Source organism: Pseudomonas corrugata (assembly GCF_050920615.1).
GTDB classification, from domain to species: Bacteria; Pseudomonadota; Gammaproteobacteria; order Pseudomonadales; family Pseudomonadaceae; genus Aquipseudomonas; species Aquipseudomonas corrugata.
In genome coordinates this window covers 2,280,552-2,297,036 of sequence record NZ_CP130434.1, presented here as the reverse complement: position 1 = coordinate 2,297,036, position 16,485 = coordinate 2,280,552, and the positions used below count along the sequence as shown (strand labels likewise).

The following is a 16,485-nucleotide window of genomic DNA, read 5'->3' as shown; positions in this document are numbered from 1 at the left end:
GTTTTTACTTCGTGTTGGGCAAATCGCAGGCAAGAAAAAGCCCGGCATAAGCCGGGCTTTTTCAAAGCTGTGGGCTAATTACTTAGCTTGGGCTTCAACCTGCGCTTCTACGCGACGGTTAACAGCACGGCCAGCGTCAGTGGCGTTGTCGGCAACTGGGCGGGTTTCGCCGTAGCCAACAGACTGAACGCGGGACGATTCAACACCGTACTGGTTGGTCAGAACCTGCTTGACGGCGTTTGCACGACGCTCGGACAGTTTCTGGTTGTAAGCGTCAGGACCGACGGAGTCAGTGTGACCTTCAACAGTGGTGGTGGTTGCTGGGTACTGCTTCATGAAGTCAGCCAGGTTCTTGATATCGCCGTAGCTGTTTGGCTTGACGACCGACTTGTCGAAGTCGAATTTCACGTCCAGCTCAACACGTACGGTTTCAGCAACTGCTGGGCAGCCATCAGCGTCAACGGTTACGTTGGCTGGGGTGTCAGGGCACTTGTCGACGTTGTCGCACACGCCATCGTTGTCGCTGTCGGAGCAGACTTCAGCCGGAGCTGGAACTGGAGCAGCAGCAGGCTTGGAGCCGCCACCGAAGTTCACACCGATACCGACGCTTGGAGCCCACTCGGTGTCGCCCTGGTCGATGTTGTACTGAGCTTCAACGCCGGCACGGGCGTAGAAGTTCTCGGTGAAGTACAGCTTGGCGCCGCCGCCAACGTTGGCGAAGGTCGAACGGTTACGACCGCTGGAACCGTTCTGACCGATGCTCTGGTCGGAGAAACCGGCCGAGACGTACGGACGCAGCATGTCACCTGGGTTGTTGAAGTGGTACAGAGCGTCCAGTGCAGTGTTGGCGCCCTTGATGTTACGACCGTCGTCGGAACGTGCGTTGTGTACTTCGTCGTAGGCCAGACGCAGTTCAACGTCGTCGGTCAGGAAGTAACCAACCGAACCGCCGAACAGGTTGCCGTTGTTCTTGAAGTTACGAGCGCTGTCGAATTGCTCTTTCTTGGCGAAGCCTTCGATTTCAACTGCGCCTTGGCCTTGTGCCAGCGCGCCGAACGAAGTAGCGGCAATAAGAGAACCAATGGCAAAGCCCAAGGTGTTTTTCAGTTTCATCCGTTAAATCCCCATCTGGTGATTGTGAAGCAGTCCCGCAAACCGGGGGACAACTCGGCGGCAAGTCTATCAGAACTTGCCTACACGTAAGAGATATTTGCGCCGAACTTAAGTTTCAGCAATGCCTGCAAATTTCTCACGCAGCTTATCGAGAGCGCGCTTGTAACGCATTTTTGTCGCGCTCAAACCCATGTGCATTATGTCTGCGATCTCTTGGAATTCCAGTTCTGCGACAAATCGTAGCACCAGAATTTCACGGTCGATCGGGTTCACATAAACCAGCCAGCGATCGAGTCCACCCTTTTCCTCGGGCTTGGGCGCCTTTTCCTCAGACGCTTCCTCGAGAGGGTCAAGGCTCAAAGCGTCCATCAAACGACGCTTTCGCCGTTCCTTGCGATACTGTGTGATGCATTCGTTGTAAGTGATGCTATATAGCCACGTCTTGAACTTAGATTTCCCCTCGAAGTTCTTCAGGCCATACAACACCTTCAACATCACCTCCTGACAGACATCATCAGCGTCGCGATCGTTCCCTAGATAACGTGCACAAACGTTAAATAATGTACGCTGGTAACGGCGCATCAACTCTTCGTAAGCACGTGTTACGTGGAACAGCTCCGTATGCGCGCGCGCGACCAACTCCTCATCAGAGAGATCACGGGGGTCATAGCGCATGGACAACGATTGGGGTTTGTTCAAAACAAGTCGGACCGACGGTCTAGGTCAATGTGCGCCGCAGCCTGCGATAGCGGGCGTTTTGCGGCGGCATACATTAGCAGAGTTTGCCAGGTTAGCGGCTACTCACATGCTGCTCCAGGAGGATCCGATTGGAGAGCGACACCAGTTCGCCCTCCTCGGTCAGCAATGTGGTCTTCACCGTGCCGATCTCCTCGATCTGGCCTTCGACCTCGCCAACCCGCACTTGTTGCCCAACCTCATACAGTTCACGCACATAGATTCCCGCAAGAATCTGGCTGGCGATTTCCCGGCTTCCCAATCCCATCGCCAGCGCAATCGCCAGACCAACGGTAATCAATACGATCACGATCACATGATTGAGCAGGTCGGTCTTGACCTCCAACTGGCTGATCGCGACAGAAATACTGATGATGATCACCAGTCCCTGGGCGATTCGCCCCAGGCCCGAGGCGTAATCCAGCCCTACGCCTTCGGCTGCCCCGCGCACCAGCCCGTTGGCCAGTTGAGCCAGCAGCACGCCGACCAGCAACACCAGGGCTGCTCCGAAAACCTTGGGCAGGTACAGCGCAAGCATGTCGAGGGTTGCCGAAACCCGTTCAAGACCTAGAGATTCAGCCGCGGAAACGAGAAAAATAAGCAACACGAACCAGTAGACAATTTTGCCCACCAGGGTCGAGATCGGTACCTGGATGCCGCCACGGGACAGCAACTTGGTCAGGCCAGTACCGCCCATCAGGCGATCCAGACCCAATTTGGCCAGCAGCTTGGAAAGCAGCGTGTCCAGCAACTTGGCCACGACGAATCCCAACAGCACCACCACCAGTGCACCGAAGAGGTTCGGGATGAAATTGGCCACTTTGGTCCACAGCGCAGTCATTGCCGCGACGAGGCTCTGGGTCCAGAGATTCAGTTCCATATTCAGTCAGCCTTATCAGCGGTGCGGGTAACAGGTTTACGACGGGAAACCGGCGAGACATGGGCCGACCCGTTGTTCAAGGCGATCATCAGCGCGGGCAGCCAACGGCCCAGCAGGCTGAACAGATCGCCGGCGCCGACCTGGCGGTTGGCGGTTTTCAGCACACGCCCCAGGCATGCATCGTCGTCCCGACTGGACGGCGAGGCCTTGAGCATGTCGCGCAAAGACTGTTCAAACGGATCGTGCATACGCACCTCTCGTGATGTCTGTGAAAGACGCGATCAAATTTCGTCGGGTCACATGAAACCTGTCACACCCAGCGCAGACGACGGAACAGCCACCACTGTCCCAGGGCCACACCGGCCATCAGCAGGCAGGCGACCAGAAAGCCGTAGGGGCTTTGGGAAAATGGAATACCGCCGACATTGATGCCCAGCAGGCCCGTGAGAAAACTCATCGGCAGGAAGATCCCGGTGACGATGCCGAAGCGATACATCGTCCGGTTCATGCGCACGGAAAGGCGCCGGTCTTCAGCCTCCAGCACAAGCCCCACGCGCTCTCGAGTCAATTCCAGCTCCTCGAGATAACGGGTCAGGCTGTTGTTCAATTCATTCCAGTAATCGCCGTCGTCCTCGACGAACCACGGCAGTTTGATACGCGACATCTGCCCGAAAATGTCCCGTTGCGGCGCCAGGAATCGCTTCAACCCGGCGGCTCGGCGGCGAATGTGCAAAATGGCATCGTGCTCGGGCGTATACCGTTCGTCGGCATCAAGCATTTCTTCTTCGCCATCGACGATTTCCGAAAGCTGGGAAACCAGATCCTGGACCTTGTTGGTCAGGTACTGCGCCATATAAAGGATGAGTTCCGACGCGGTTTTCGGTCCCTTTCCTTCGGCCAGGTGCGCCAGCAGCTCATCCGTGGCGCGCAAAGGGCGAAGACGCAGGGAGATCACCCGCTGGGCGGACGCAAAAATCCGCACCGAAACCATGTCTTCAGGTTCAGCGCCCGGATTGAGGTTGATGCCCCTGAGGAACAGCAGCAGCTCGGCTTCGGGTAATGGCAACAAGCGCGGCCGGGTGTTTTCCTCCAGTAGCAGATCGCAGTTGAACTCACTCAGTCCGCTGGATTTGCGCAACCAGGTATGGGTCTGCGGATGGCTGCGATCCCAATGCAGCCAAAGGCTTTCGTGCGCCTGCAACTGTAGGTCGTCGAGCTCGGTCCGGGCGATCGAACGCGCGCCGCCCTTGCCATCCAGCACCAGGGCATGCACCAGCCCCCACTGCGCGTTTTCTTCCTCGAACATCCTCATCCCTTACAGCTGTGAAGCTTCATTCAGGCATTTTCAGCGGGCTTGGCGAGACGATCACGCCGTTATTGTCCGCATAGACATATTCGCCCGGACGAAACGTCACGCCAGCAAAGGTCACGGATACATTAAGATCACCGATACCGCGCTTGTCGGTTTTCATCGGGTGGCTGGCGAGGGCCTGGACACCAAGGTCGGTCTGGGCAATGACGTCCACGTCGCGGATGCAGCCGTAGATCACCAGCCCTTCCCAACCGTTGTTCGCGGCTTTCTCGGCCAGCATGTCGCCCAGCAACGCCCGACGCAGAGAGCCCCCGCCGTCGACAACCAGTACCTTTCCATTGCCCTTGAGTTCAACCTGCTCCTTGACCAGGGAGTTGTCCTCGAAGCACTTGATGGTCACGATTTCGCCACCGAACGAATCGCGGCCGCCGAAATTGCTGAACATCGGTTCCAACACCTGCACCAGGTCCGGATAGGTATCGCACAGGTCGGGCGTGAGGTAATGGTTCATCGAACAACTCCTGAAGGGCTGGAACGTCAGACTGAATGAGCAACCGTTTGTGACCGAAACCGTTTAACGCGTCATATCTTAGCCGCAAGCCGACCAGAGCGAAATGCCCTCGTCTCTCAAACCGCCTCGGCTAGAACCGGCCGGGGTGTCGGTAAAGGCATACTCTGCTCCTCCAGCCAACGCGCCACCAGAGGCCAGATCTCAGCGTGGGCAGCCTTGCTGACCAGCATCTCCACATGACCGAAATCGTCACCGAAGCCGTGCTCCCGGCCCAGGCAGACAAACCGCTTGTGCTCGGAACCCACCTGCTCGAAGAGCTTGCGGCAAGCCCAGGTCGGGTCCTGGTGATCCCCGGCGGCGCTCACTGCCAGCACCGGCACTGGCACCTCGGCCAGGCCCGCCCACCAGTCCTTATCGGCATCGCCAAAACGCCCGAACAAGCCGTACCAACGCATGCTCTCCAAAGCCAGGCCGATGGGTTCGTCCTCCGGACCGCGCTTGAGTCGGGAGCCGGACAACTGCGCAAAACGCTTGAGGATGAACCGCCCGCTCCACTCCACCGGTGGGATTTTCAACGGCCAGTAGGTGCGACTGACCTGAGTGCCGAAGAACGCCGCCGATGCTACGGCCGCTTCGCCCAGGTATTGGCCGCCCAAGGCCGCCGCCAGGGTGATGCCCCCCAGGGAATGGCCGATCCAATGCGGCACTTGCCCGCTCTGCTCGCGCACAAAGGCGCCGATGGCCGGCAAGTCGTAGCGGGCGTAATCAGCCACACGATTGTTGCGATAGTCCTGGTTGCGCTGGGACAGCCCATGACCGCGCATCTCGGGAATCCATACATCGAATCCCAACCGCGTCAGATACGCACCCAGGCCCAGCCCCTTGGGCGAGTACCAGAAGCGCCGGTTGGAGAAGCTGCCGTGCAACAGGATCACCGGGACGCCGCGGACCTGTCCGGCGTCGGCCATGCCCAGGCGGGTAACAGCCAGTTCGACGCTGGGGTCCGGGCTGTTGCCGGGTTTCAGCCGGTAGACATCTTCGCTCAGATCGCCACGCCGCTCGGCGCTGATCAGGGCGACAGGAAAAAGGTTGCTGCTGCTTTGCATAATACTCTTGCACAAAAAAGGGCGGCTTCCGACAGGAGCCCGCCCTACTTAAATCAAAGGGGCTTGGCGACAAAGCCTTGTGGGAGCGAGCCTGCTCGCGAATTCAGTGGATCAGGCCCATTGATGGCGACTGACACAGCGCTTTCGCGAGCAGGCTCGCTCCCACAGATTTGCAGCTCAACTCATCGGCATTGCCGTTAGAGGCCCCGCTCCACTCAGGCCGCGCCTTGGCCCTCGGCCAGGAAGAACCACGTTTCCAGCACAGAGTCCGGGTTCAACGACACGCTTTCGATGCCCTGTTCCATCAGCCACTTGGCCAGGTCCGGGTGGTCCGAAGGGCCCTGGCCGCAGATGCCGATGTACTTGCCAGCCTTGTTGCAGGCGGCGATGGCATTGGCCAGCAGCTTCTTGACCGCAGGGTTCCGCTCGTCGAACAGGTGCGCAATGATCCCGGAGTCACGGTCCAGACCGAGGGTCAACTGGGTCAGGTCGTTGGAACCGATGGAGAAACCGTCGAAGAACTCGAGGAACTCTTCCGCCAGGATCGCGTTGGACGGCAGTTCGCACATCATGATCACGCGCAGGCCATTTTCGCCACGGGCCAAGCCGTTTTCCGCCAGCAGGTCGACTACCTGGCTCGCTTCGCCCAGGGTACGCACGAACGGCACCATGATCTCGACGTTGGTCAGGCCCATGTCATTGCGCACGCGCTTGAGGGCACGGCATTCGAGTTCGAAGCAGTCACGGAACGTTTCGCTGATGTAGCGCGAAGCACCGCGGAAGCCCAGCATCGGGTTTTCTTCTTCCGGCTCGTAGAGCTTGCCGCCGATCAGGTTGGCGTATTCGTTGGACTTGAAGTCCGACAGACGCACGATGACCTTTTTCGGCCAGAACGCCGCCGCCAGGGTGCTGATGCCTTCCACGAGTTTCTCGACATAGAAGCCGACCGGGTCGTCGTAGCCGGCAATACGCTTGTCGACACTGCCCTTGATCTCTGGCGGCAAGCCGCTGTAGTTCAACAACGCCTTGGGATGCACGCCGATCATGCGGTTGATGATGAACTCCAGGCGGGCCAGGCCTACACCGGCGTTCGGCAATTGCGCGAAGTCGAAGGCACGGTCCGGGTTGCCGACGTTCATCATGATCTTGAACGGCAGCTCCGGCATGGCATCCACGGAGTTCTTCTTGATGTCGAAGCCCAGCTCACCTTCGAAGATGTAGCCGGTATCACCTTCGGCGCAGGAAACAGTCACGCCCTGACCGTCCTTGAGCAGTTGGGTGGCATTACCGCACCCCACCACCGCCGGGATACCCAGTTCACGGGCAATGATCGCCGCGTGGCAAGTACGTCCGCCACGGTTGGTGACGATGGCACTGGCGCGCTTCATCACCGGTTCCCAGTCCGGGTCGGTCATGTCTGAGACCAACACGTCGCCGGCCTGGACCTTGTCCATCTCCGAGACGTCCTTGATGATCCGCACCTTGCCGGCACCGATGCGCTGGCCGATGGCACGCCCTTCCACCAGCACGGTGCCGGTTTCCTTGAGCAGGTAGCGCTCCATGACGTTGGCCTGGGTACGGCTCTTCACGGTTTCCGGGCGGGCCTGCACGATGTACAGCTTGCCGTCGTCACCGTCCTTGGCCCATTCGATGTCCATCGGGCACTTGTAGTGCTGCTCGATGATCATGGCCTGCTTGGCCAGCTCGCTGACTTCGGCGTCGGTCAGGCAGAAACGGGCACGCTCGGCCTTGTCCACATCGACGGTTTTCACCGAACGACCTGCCTTGGCTTCGTCGCCGTAGATCATTTTGATGGCCTTGCTGCCCAGGTTGCGGCGCAGGATGGCCGGACGGCCGGCTTGCAGAGTACCTTTATGGACGTAGAACTCATCCGGGTTCACCGCGCCCTGGACGACGGTCTCACCCAGGCCGTAGGCACCGGTGATAAACACTACGTCACGGAAGCCCGACTCGGTGTCGAGGGTGAACATCACGCCGGCAGTGCCGGTTTCGGAGCGGACCATGCGCTGCACGCCTGCGGACAGGGCGACCAGCTTGTGGTCGAAGCCCTGATGCACACGGTAGGAAATGGCACGGTCGTTGAAGAGAGAGGCGAAGACTTCCTTGGCGGCACGGATGACGTTGTCCACGCCCCGGATGTTCAGGAAGGTTTCCTGCTGGCCGGCGAAGGAGGCATCGGGCAGGTCTTCGGCGGTGGCCGAGGAGCGCACGGCGACAGCGATATCGGGGTTGCCTTCGGACAGTTTGGCGAAGGCAGTGCGGATTTCGCTGTTCAGTTTCTCGGGGAACTCGGCTTCCATGATCCATTGACGGATCTGGGCACCGGTCTTGGCCAGGGCATTGACGTCATCGACATCCAGGGCATCGAGGGCATCATGGATCTGCTGGTTCAGGCCGCTCAGTTCCAGGAAATCACGATAAGCCTGAGCTGTCGTGGCGAAGCCACCCGGCACCGAGACACCGGCGCCGGCGAGGTTACTGATCATCTCGCCCAGGGATGCGTTCTTGCCCCCCACATGCTCCACATCATGGACGCCGAGCTTATCGAGGGAAACTACGTACTCTACCAAGGTGATCTCTCCACTAACTGTGTTGGAAAAGCTCAAGGCACCGGCGACTCCTGGGGAGCGTTGGCCGGCGATATGGCCTGGACCTGGAAAATAAGTGAGAATGCTGGCCATTGGCGGCCGGCAAATCGCGCCTATCATATCCAAGAAACGCTATTAGCTTAAGGCCCAAGGTGCAAATGAAACGATCTGCTTTCTTTATCTCCGATGGTACCGGCATCACCGCCGAAACCCTGGGCCAAAGCCTACTGGCGCAGTTCGAAAACATTACCTTCGCCAAGCTGACACGTCCGTACATCGACAGCGTCGACAAGGCGCGGGCGATGGTACAGCAAATCAATAAAGCCGCCGAAACCGACGGCTTTCGCCCGATCATCTTCGATACCATCGTCAATCAAGACATCCGTGAGATTCTCGCAACGTCCAATGGTTTCATGATCGACATCTTTTCTACCTTCCTGGCCCCCCTGGAGCAGGAGCTGAGCGAGCATTCTTCCTACTCGGTCGGCAAATCCCACTCCATCGGTCACAACTCCAATTACATGGAGCGGATCGAGGCGGTCAACTTCGCGCTGGACAACGATGACGGCGCTCGCACGCATTATTACGACAAGGCCGACCTGATCCTAGTGGGGGTGTCGCGTTGTGGTAAGACACCGACGTGCCTGTACATGGCGATGCAGTTCGGCATCCGCGCAGCCAACTATCCGCTGACCGAAGAGGACATGGAGCGCCTGCAACTGCCCAGCGCCTTGCGTGCCCACCAGCACAAGCTGTTCGGCCTGACCATCGACCCGGACCGCCTCACCGCGATCCGCAACGAACGCAAGCCCAACAGTCGCTATTCGAGCTACGCCCAGTGTGAGTTCGAAGTGCGCGAGGTGGAAAACCTGTTCCGGCGGGAAAACATCCCCCACATCAACTCCACGCATTTTTCCGTGGAGGAGATTTCGGCGAAGATCCTGGTGGAGAAAGGCGTGGAGCGGCGATTCAAGTAACCGCGGACACACTGCGAGCCCCGTGGGAGCAAAGCTTGCTCGCGATTGAGGCCGCTATCGCGAGCAAGCTTTGCTCCCACAGGAATGGGCTTGACCCGCCTGCATTGGGCATCCAGCGCCCTGGCCTAACGCTTCAACCGCTTGCCCAGTGACTTGTGCATCGCAATGGCCGCGATGCCGCCAATGACAAACGCCTTGGCGCTTTGCTCAAACCCCAGGCGGCGATAGAACCCATGACTGGTGCCTGTGCTGTTCAGACGCACCTGGGTCAGTCCGCGGCCATACAACCACGCTTCCATGTCCTGCACCAGCGCCCGCCCGGCGCCACGCCGAAACCACTCCGGCTGCACATAGCAGAACGCGATCCGGCCACTGACCGAGGCCATCGCGACGCCCACCGGCCGCCCATGCAGGCGTGCCAGGGTCAGGCGCAACCGCGGGTCGGCCAGCCAGGGGCGAATACGCGCTGGGGCATTATTGCGGACCCAGGCGGCTACAATGCGCGGGTCATTACGGTGCTCTGCGGCACAACCGACCCGGATGGAGCGCTCGGCGATCCGGCTGATGATGCCGGCATCGCCAGGCACAGCGGTGCTGATTTCGATGAAGGTGTCCATTGTCGCTGTTTTCCTCAGTCCTTGAGTCGAGCTGAAAAAACATAGACCCGGATGACCCGGATGCGCCAATAGCAATGGTTGCAGGAAGCTTCGAGCAGTCAGCTACCGAACCCCCACCTGCACCGGCATCGTCAATTCCACCCGCAGCCCGTCCGGACGGCTGTCGAAATGCAGGCTGCAGCCACAACGCTGGACAATGGCCTGGACGATTGCCAATCCCAGGCCGCAACCGGTGCTCTGACCGTTGCGCCAGAAGCGCTGGGTCAAGTGCTGGATATCGTCGGCAGCGATGCCTGGACCGTGATCGCGGACCTGGAAACGTACCCGCTGACCAATCATCTCCAGGCTCAGCTCCACTTCGGTGCCCTCCGGGGTATGACGCAGCGCGTTATCCAGCAGGTTGCGCAATGCCGCGATGGACAACACCGCCGGCATCTGCACCGGCGCATCGGATACCCCAGCAGACACATGCAACCTGATTCGCCCGGGATCGCCACTGGCCGCATCCTGAATCGCCAGCCTCGCGACTTGCTCGGCGTTGCACTGTACCCCATCGTCGAAGGACAGACTGCCCTCCACCCGGGCCAGCAGTAACAATTGCTCGAGCGTGCGATGCAAGCGGTCGGCGCCCTCCTCGGCCCTGGCCAGGGACTGGTCGCGCGCGACGCCTTCGGTCATGCGCGCCACTTGCAGGTGCGTTTTGATGGCCGTCAGAGGGCTGCGCAGTTCATGGGCTGCATCGCCGGTCAGCCTTCGCTCGCGCTCGATGGTCTTGCCGATGCGCTGGAACAGCTGATTCTGCGTCTCCAGCAGGGGACGCAGCTCGCTGGGCAATGGATGGATCTGCAAGGGTTCCAGGGAGTCGGCATTGCGGCGCATCAGCGCATCGCGCATGCGGTTGAGCGGTGCCAGGCCCTGGCCGATGCCCAACCACAGCAGGCACAGGCACCCGAGCAGCGCCACCCCTACCGGCACCGAGGCCGCCAACAGAATCGACATGTTCAGGGCTTCCCGTTCGATCTGGCGGTCGGCGGTGGTAATGCGCACGTCGCCCCGGGCCAGGGTGAAACTGCGCCAGGGTGCGCCGTCGATCATCTGGTCGTGAAACCCTATTTTCTCGGCTTCCAGGACCTGTTCCGGGGTGCCATGACTGCGGGCCAGGATTTCGCCGCGCAAGGAACTGACCTGGCAAGCCATGCCACCGGGAATGCTCAACTGCTCGGCGCTGAAATGCGTGCCCTCGCCCTTGCTGGGCAGCGGCGGCAACTGCTCCAGCAGGCCGGCGACCATCCGCGCCGATGCCACCAGGCGCTGGTCGAGAGAAAACATCATCTGGTTGCGCAGATCGCTGAGCATCCATGCCGCCGCCAGGGCCCAGATCAGGGTGAACGCCGCGCCCAGGGTCAGGCTCAGGCGCAATCGCAGGCTCATCACTTGGAGGACTCTCCGCCATCGGCCGGTCCGAGGCGATAACCCAGCCCGCGTACAGTCTCGACAATTCCATTGCCGAGCTTGCGCCGCAGGTGATGAATATGGACGTTGAGGGCGTTGCTTTCCAGTTCGTCGTTGAAGCCGTACACGCTGTCCTTGAGCTGCTCGCTGGACAACACCCGGCCACGGCTGTGCAACAGCGCCTGCAACAGTGACTGCTCACGCCGGGACAAATCCACCGGCTGGCCATCCAGGAGGGCTTCACGGCTGCTGGGATCGTAAGTCAGTCGACCGTGCTCAATCAGGTTGATGCTGCGACCCGCCACGCGTCGCAGCAAGGTGTGCAGGCGCGCCGCCAGTTCGCGCAAGTCAAAAGGCTTGAGTAGATAGTCATCAGCGCCAGCTTGCAGACCGTCGACCCGATCGGTCACCGAATCCCGCGCGGTGAGGATCAGCACCGGAATCTCCAGCCCTTGCTGGCGCAATTGCTTGAGCAGTTTAAGACCGTCTTCATCGGGCAGCCCCAGATCCAGCACCATGACATCGAACTCGGCCACGCCGATCATCGCCCGCGCCGCCGAGGCCGACCCCACGTGCTCGACGGTCAGGCCCTGGGCCGTGAGACCGGCGACGATCCCGCTGGCGATCAGTTCATCGTCTTCGCAAACCAGTACACGCATGGTAAGCCTCGTGGAAAAAGGTACATTAGGCCGCCGGCCGATTAAGCCGACATTATGCGACGAGTGCGGCAAACATGGGCGATCATTGCGGCAAACCGGCCCTCGCCGTTTAATCGACGGTTAATCGCCAGGCGCCATCGTGCTTTCCACTTGCTTCGTTCTAAGGCTTTATCCATGCGTCGATTGTTTTTGCTGTGGCTGCTGCTGATTTCGGGCCTGGCCCAGGCGGCCAACCCCTTCGAAACCAAACCCGATTTCCTGCCGGTGGAAAAAGCCTTCGTGTTTACTTCCGAACGCCTGGACTCCGGGGAAACCCAGCTCTTCTGGCAAATCGCCGATGGGTACTATCTGTATCGGCAGCGACTCAAATTCGATGGTCTTGCCGACGCGCAGAAACCTGAACTCCCCGAGGGAGAAGCCCACAGTGATGAGTTTTTCGGCGACCAACAGGTCTATCGCCAGGCACTGGAGCTGAAGGTTCCGGCAGGCGTCACCGGCAAGATCAAAGTGGGATTCCAAGGCTGCGCCGATGCAGGACTGTGCTACCCACCTCAGACCCAGGTGGTCGACCTGGGCGGCGGTGGCCCTGCAGTGGTCAACGGCGAAGCGCCGGACCAGGCCCTGGCCAGCGGCCTGCAGCAACGGGCATTGGGCTGGAGCCTGCTGGTGTTCTTCGGCCTGGGGCTGTTGCTGGCGTTTACGCCCTGCTCCCTGCCTATGTTGCCGATCCTCGCAGGCCTGGTCGTCGGCAGCGGTGCCGGGGCTCGACGCGGCCTGGCTCTGGCGGGCAGCTACGTGATCAGCATGGCCCTGGTGTACGCCGCCATGGGTGTGCTGGCCGCGCTGCTGGGCGCCAACCTTCAGGCCTTGCTGCAACAGCCTTGGCTGCTGGGCACCTTCGCCACGGTGTTCGTGGTGCTGGCGCTGCCCATGTTCGGTTTCTTCGAATTGCAACTGCCGACTACGTTGCGCGACCGCCTGGAGAATGCCGGGCGTCAGCGCCGCGGCGGCAGCCTGGTGGGCGCAGGGATTCTCGGCGCACTGTCCGGTCTGCTGGTGGGTCCGTGCATGACCGCCCCGCTGGCCGGTGCGCTGCTGTATATCGCCCAGAGCGGCAATGCACTGCACGGCGGCCTGATCCTGTTCGCCATGGGCGTCGGCATCGGCCTGCCGCTGTTGCTGCTGGTGACCGTGGGCAATCGCTTCCTGCCCAAGCCCGGCGCCTGGATGGACCTGGTCAAGGGCGTGTTCGGCTTCCTGTTCCTGGGCACCGCGCTGCTGATGATCCGTCCGGTCATCGACGGCTCGCTGTGGGTCGGGTTGTGGGGGATGTTGTTATTGATCGCCGCCTACAGCGCCTGGCGCCAGACCGAAGGGTTCGGCCGCATGGCCTACACCTGCGGCAGCGCGTCACTGCTGTTTGGCCTGTGGGGCAGCGTGCTGCTGGTGGGTGCTGCCGGTGGTAGTGACGACTTCTTCCAGCCCCTGAAGGTCTACACCGGCGCCCAGGGCGGCGCGACCGTCAGCGTCCACGACGCCTTCGTCACGGTCAGCGAACCTGCCGTTCTGCAACAGGAACTGGACGCGGCCAAGGCCCAGGGTCAATGGGTGCTCGTGGATTATTACGCCGACTGGTGCGTATCCTGCAAAATCATGGAAAAACAGGTGTTTGGCCGAGCCGAGGTGCTGAACGCCTTGAAAGACGTCCGCCTGCTGCGCCTCGACGTGACCGCAGACAACGCCGCCAGCCGCGAGTTGCTCAAGCGTTATCAGGTACCCGGGCCGCCGAGCCTGCTGTGGATCGGCGCCGACGGTGAAGAACGCCGCAGCCAGCGCATCACCGGGGAAGTCGATGCCAAGGGCTTCCTGGAACGCTGGAACAGTACCCGGGACACGAACTGATGCTGACATTCACCCTGGGCACCTTCGCCATCGCCCTTAACCACCTGCTGCTGATCAGTGCCCTGGCGCTGGCGACCTTCGTGGGCTGGCGAGTGGCCAAGCGCGGTGGCGAGAACCCCGAGTCGGTGCTGTTCGTGCTGTTCCTGATCGGGCTTATCGCCGCGCGGATCAGCTTTGTCGTCGCCTATTGGAACCATTACCAGAACGATCCATGGCAGATCGTCGACTTGCGCGACGGCGGCTTCCTGGCCTGGCCAGGCATCGTGGCACTGGTGATCGGGACGTTACTGTGGGCCAGACGTCGACCGGCCCTGCGCCGGCCATTGGGATTCGGCGTCGGCAGCGGCCTGCTGTTCTGGCTGGTGGCGACGATGGCACTGACGATCTATGAACAGGGCACCCGGTTGCCGGACATCGAACTGCGCGACGCCAACGGACAGACCGTGAAACTTACCGACTATCAGGGCGGCCCCCTGGTAATCAATCTCTGGGCCACCTGGTGCCCGCCATGCCGGCGCGAAATGCCAGTACTGGAAGAATCCCAACAGCAGCGGCCGGACCTGACTTTCCTGTTCGTCAACCAGGCCGAAAGCATGCAGAGCGTCAGCACCTACCTCGCCACCCAGGGCCTGAGTCTGGACAACGTCTTGTTCGACGGCAGCGGTCGCCTCGGCCAGGCCGTAGGTTCCATGGCGCTGCCGACGACGCTGTTCTACAGCGCCGACGGCCGACTGCTGGGTAGTCACCTGGGAGAACTGTCGGAGGCGAGCCTGGCCCGAGCCCTGGAAAACTTCGAAACGCCGGGTTCAACTACGGCGCCCCACACCGCCACAAGGAAACCGCCATGCCCCGCCTCCGCCACCTGCTGACTCTGGCCGTCGCCACGGCGCTGTCGCAAGCGCCGCTGCTACAGGCCGAAGAACTGCCAGCAGCCATCAAGAAAATCGAAGCCAAGGGCGCGAAGATCGTCGGCACCTTCGAGGCACCGGACGGGCTACGCGGCTACGCGGCGCAATACCAGAACCGTGGCATGGCACTGTACCTGACCCCGGACAGCCAACACGTCCTGCTCGGCAACCTGTACGACGCCGACGGCAAGGACCTGAGCGCCGAGCCGCTGCAGAGACTGGTTTATGCACCGATGGCCAAGGAAATATGGGCAAAAATGGAGGCGAGCAACTGGATCGCCGACGGCAACAAGGACGCACCGCGCACCGTATACCTGTTCAGTGACCCCAACTGCCCGTACTGCAACATGTTCTGGGAACAGGCCCGGCCATGGGTAAAGGCCGGCAAGGTGCAGTTGCGCCACATCATGGTGGGCATCATCCGTGAAGACAGCCCCGGGAAATCCGCCGCGCTGCTGGCGGCCAAGGACCCGCAAAAAGCCCTGGAGGACCATGAAAGATCCGGCAAGGGCAGCACACTCAAGCCCCTCAAAGACATACCGCCCACCATTCAGGCCAAACTTGACGCCAACCAGCAGTTGATGGATGAGCTGGAGCTATCCGCCACCCCGGCGATCTTCTACATGGATGACAAAGGCGAGCTGCAACAGCAACAAGGCGCTCCATCACCGGACAAACTGGTGAAGATCCTCGGACCGAAATAACCAACCCTGGAAATCGTTGTGGCAGCGGGCTTGGCAGGTCAATGTGGGAGCGAGCCTGCTCGCGATTGCAGAGGATCAGCTACGCAAAAACTCAAGCAATGCCTCGGTAACGAACCCTGGGTTCTCCAGATTGGAAATGTGCCCCGCCTCCGGGATCAGCGCATGGGGGCAACCGATCAACCCGGCCATTTCCAGAGACTCGGAAGGTGGCCGTGGTTTGTCCTGGTCACCGCACATCACCCAAGTACTGCCGGCATCCAGCTCTCCCAGGCGCGGCAGGATATCGTCCCGGCCGAAAATGATCCGTCCCAACGGCACGATGCTGTCGCGCAGACGATCAGCCGGCAGCGCGGCCAGTGCGGTGCGCAATTGCCGGTACAGGGGCGACTGCGGATCAATGCCTGGTCGGAAGAAGATCGGCACAACAATGTCCAGCAACGGTTCGGGAATGCTGCCACTGGCTTCGATCTTGTCGAACAGCGAGAAGTAATACAGGCGCGTCGGCTCCGGCTCGACGCCCACATAGGTGTCCATCAACACCAGCGCCTGGAGCCGCTCCGGAGCCATGAACGCCAGCCGTGCCCCCCACATGCCGCCCACCGAGAGCCCCACCAGACTGAAGCGATTGATACCCAACTGATCCATCAACCCCAGGGCCTGGCGAGCCAGGTCGTCCAGGGAAGTCGTGCCCTCAGGCAAACGCCCGGATTGACCATGGCCCCACAGGTCCGGGGCGATCACCCGGTATTGCCGCGACAACGCTTCGATCTGCGGTGCCCACATGCCGTGATCCCACAAATAGCTGCTACCCAGTACCACCACCGGGCCGTGGCCCTGGTCCAGGTAGTGAAGCGGTTGTCCGTCAAGGGTTGCAAAGGGCATCGATGACCTCCTTGTTTGCGTGTAAAAAACCCGGCCAGACTGACGTGCCGTACGACAAGCCGTCAATCGCCAGGCCATCCGTGTTGCGACCGGCACGTGTAAGGTCTGACAGTAGACC

The 16,485-nt window shown here is 60.8% G+C and carries 16 protein-coding genes; 4 read left to right on the top strand and 12 right to left on the bottom strand.

The annotated features are described in order from the left end of the window. Positions 1-78 precede the first annotated feature (78 nt). From QZH45_RS10565 to ppsA, 8 genes are all read right to left on the bottom strand, one after another. On the bottom strand, positions 79-1,113 hold the full coding sequence (locus QZH45_RS10565; RefSeq protein WP_024776750.1) for an OmpA family protein: 1,035 nt from the start codon (positions 1,111-1,113) through the stop codon (positions 79-81). 108 nt (positions 1,114-1,221) lie between these two features. Next, positions 1,222-1,812, bottom strand: a complete 591-nt coding sequence (gene sigX, locus QZH45_RS10560) for an RNA polymerase sigma factor SigX (protein WP_024776749.1) — start codon at positions 1,810-1,812, stop codon at positions 1,222-1,224. A gap of 91 nt (positions 1,813-1,903) precedes the next feature. Beyond that, complete coding sequence (locus tag QZH45_RS10555; protein WP_024776748.1) at positions 1,904-2,728, bottom strand: mechanosensitive ion channel family protein; 825 nt, start codon at positions 2,726-2,728, stop codon at positions 1,904-1,906. Positions 2,729-2,730: 2 nt separating this feature from the next. Then, positions 2,731-2,976, bottom strand: coding sequence for a hypothetical protein (locus QZH45_RS10550; protein WP_014337331.1), 246 nt, complete (start codon positions 2,974-2,976; stop codon positions 2,731-2,733). 62 nt (positions 2,977-3,038) lie between these two features. Beyond that, complete coding sequence (locus QZH45_RS10545; RefSeq protein ID WP_024776747.1) at positions 3,039-4,034, bottom strand: zinc transporter ZntB; 996 nt, start codon at positions 4,032-4,034, stop codon at positions 3,039-3,041. A 25-nt stretch (positions 4,035-4,059) separates the two neighbouring features. Beyond that, entirely contained in the window at positions 4,060-4,551 is a 492-nt protein-coding gene (rraA, locus tag QZH45_RS10540; RefSeq protein WP_024776746.1) for a ribonuclease E activity regulator RraA, read from the bottom strand. Positions 4,552-4,667: 116 nt separating this feature from the next. Next, positions 4,668-5,657: an alpha/beta fold hydrolase gene (locus tag QZH45_RS10535; protein ID WP_055134899.1), complete on the bottom strand. Its 990-nt coding sequence runs from the start codon at positions 5,655-5,657 to the stop codon at positions 4,668-4,670. Between the two features lie 215 nt (positions 5,658-5,872). Further along, positions 5,873-8,248: a phosphoenolpyruvate synthase gene (ppsA, locus tag QZH45_RS10530; protein ID WP_024776744.1), complete on the bottom strand. Its 2,376-nt coding sequence runs from the start codon at positions 8,246-8,248 to the stop codon at positions 5,873-5,875. A 176-nt stretch (positions 8,249-8,424) separates the two neighbouring features. On the opposite strand from ppsA, the gene ppsR reads away from it, so the two are divergent. Further along, a complete protein-coding gene (gene ppsR / locus QZH45_RS10525; RefSeq protein ID WP_024776743.1) occupies positions 8,425-9,243 on the top strand; it encodes a posphoenolpyruvate synthetase regulatory kinase/phosphorylase PpsR in 819 nt (272 codons plus the stop codon). 125 nt (positions 9,244-9,368) lie between these two features. Here the strand turns inward: ppsR and QZH45_RS10520 are convergent, their stop codons facing one another. The 3 genes from QZH45_RS10520 to QZH45_RS10510 all read right to left on the bottom strand — a co-directional run bounded on the left by QZH45_RS10520 (position 9,369) and on the right by QZH45_RS10510 (position 11,971). After that, a complete protein-coding gene (locus tag QZH45_RS10520) occupies positions 9,369-9,860 on the bottom strand; it encodes a GNAT family N-acetyltransferase (RefSeq protein ID WP_024776742.1) in 492 nt (163 codons plus the stop codon). A 102-nt stretch (positions 9,861-9,962) separates the two neighbouring features. Further along, positions 9,963-11,294 (bottom strand): sensor histidine kinase, encoded by a 1,332-nt coding sequence (locus QZH45_RS10515; protein ID WP_055134900.1) that lies wholly within the window; start codon positions 11,292-11,294, stop codon positions 9,963-9,965. Next, a complete protein-coding gene (locus QZH45_RS10510; protein WP_053193537.1) occupies positions 11,291-11,971 on the bottom strand; it encodes a response regulator in 681 nt (226 codons plus the stop codon). Before QZH45_RS10510 ends, QZH45_RS10515 begins: the two co-directional genes overlap by 4 nt. Positions 11,972-12,145: 174 nt before the next feature. On the opposite strand from QZH45_RS10510, the gene dsbD reads away from it, so the two are divergent. The 3 genes from dsbD to dsbG are packed head-to-tail and all read left to right on the top strand — an operon-like array spanning position 12,146 to position 15,485. Beyond that, a complete protein-coding gene (gene dsbD, locus QZH45_RS10505) occupies positions 12,146-13,873 on the top strand; it encodes a protein-disulfide reductase DsbD (RefSeq protein ID WP_024776739.1) in 1,728 nt (575 codons plus the stop codon). Beyond that, on the top strand, positions 13,873-14,742 hold the full coding sequence (locus QZH45_RS10500; protein WP_024776738.1) for a TlpA disulfide reductase family protein: 870 nt from the start codon (positions 13,873-13,875) through the stop codon (positions 14,740-14,742). The genes dsbD and QZH45_RS10500 overlap by 1 nt, the downstream gene beginning before the upstream one ends. Then, entirely contained in the window at positions 14,718-15,485 is a 768-nt protein-coding gene (dsbG, locus tag QZH45_RS10495; RefSeq protein WP_053193542.1) for a thiol:disulfide interchange protein DsbG, read from the top strand. Before QZH45_RS10500 ends, dsbG begins: the two co-directional genes overlap by 25 nt. 75 nt (positions 15,486-15,560) lie before the next feature. Here the strand turns inward: dsbG and QZH45_RS10490 are convergent, their stop codons facing one another. Then, positions 15,561-16,367, bottom strand: a complete 807-nt coding sequence (locus QZH45_RS10490; protein ID WP_055136172.1) for an alpha/beta fold hydrolase — start codon at positions 16,365-16,367, stop codon at positions 15,561-15,563. Positions 16,368-16,485: the final 118 nt, after the last annotated feature.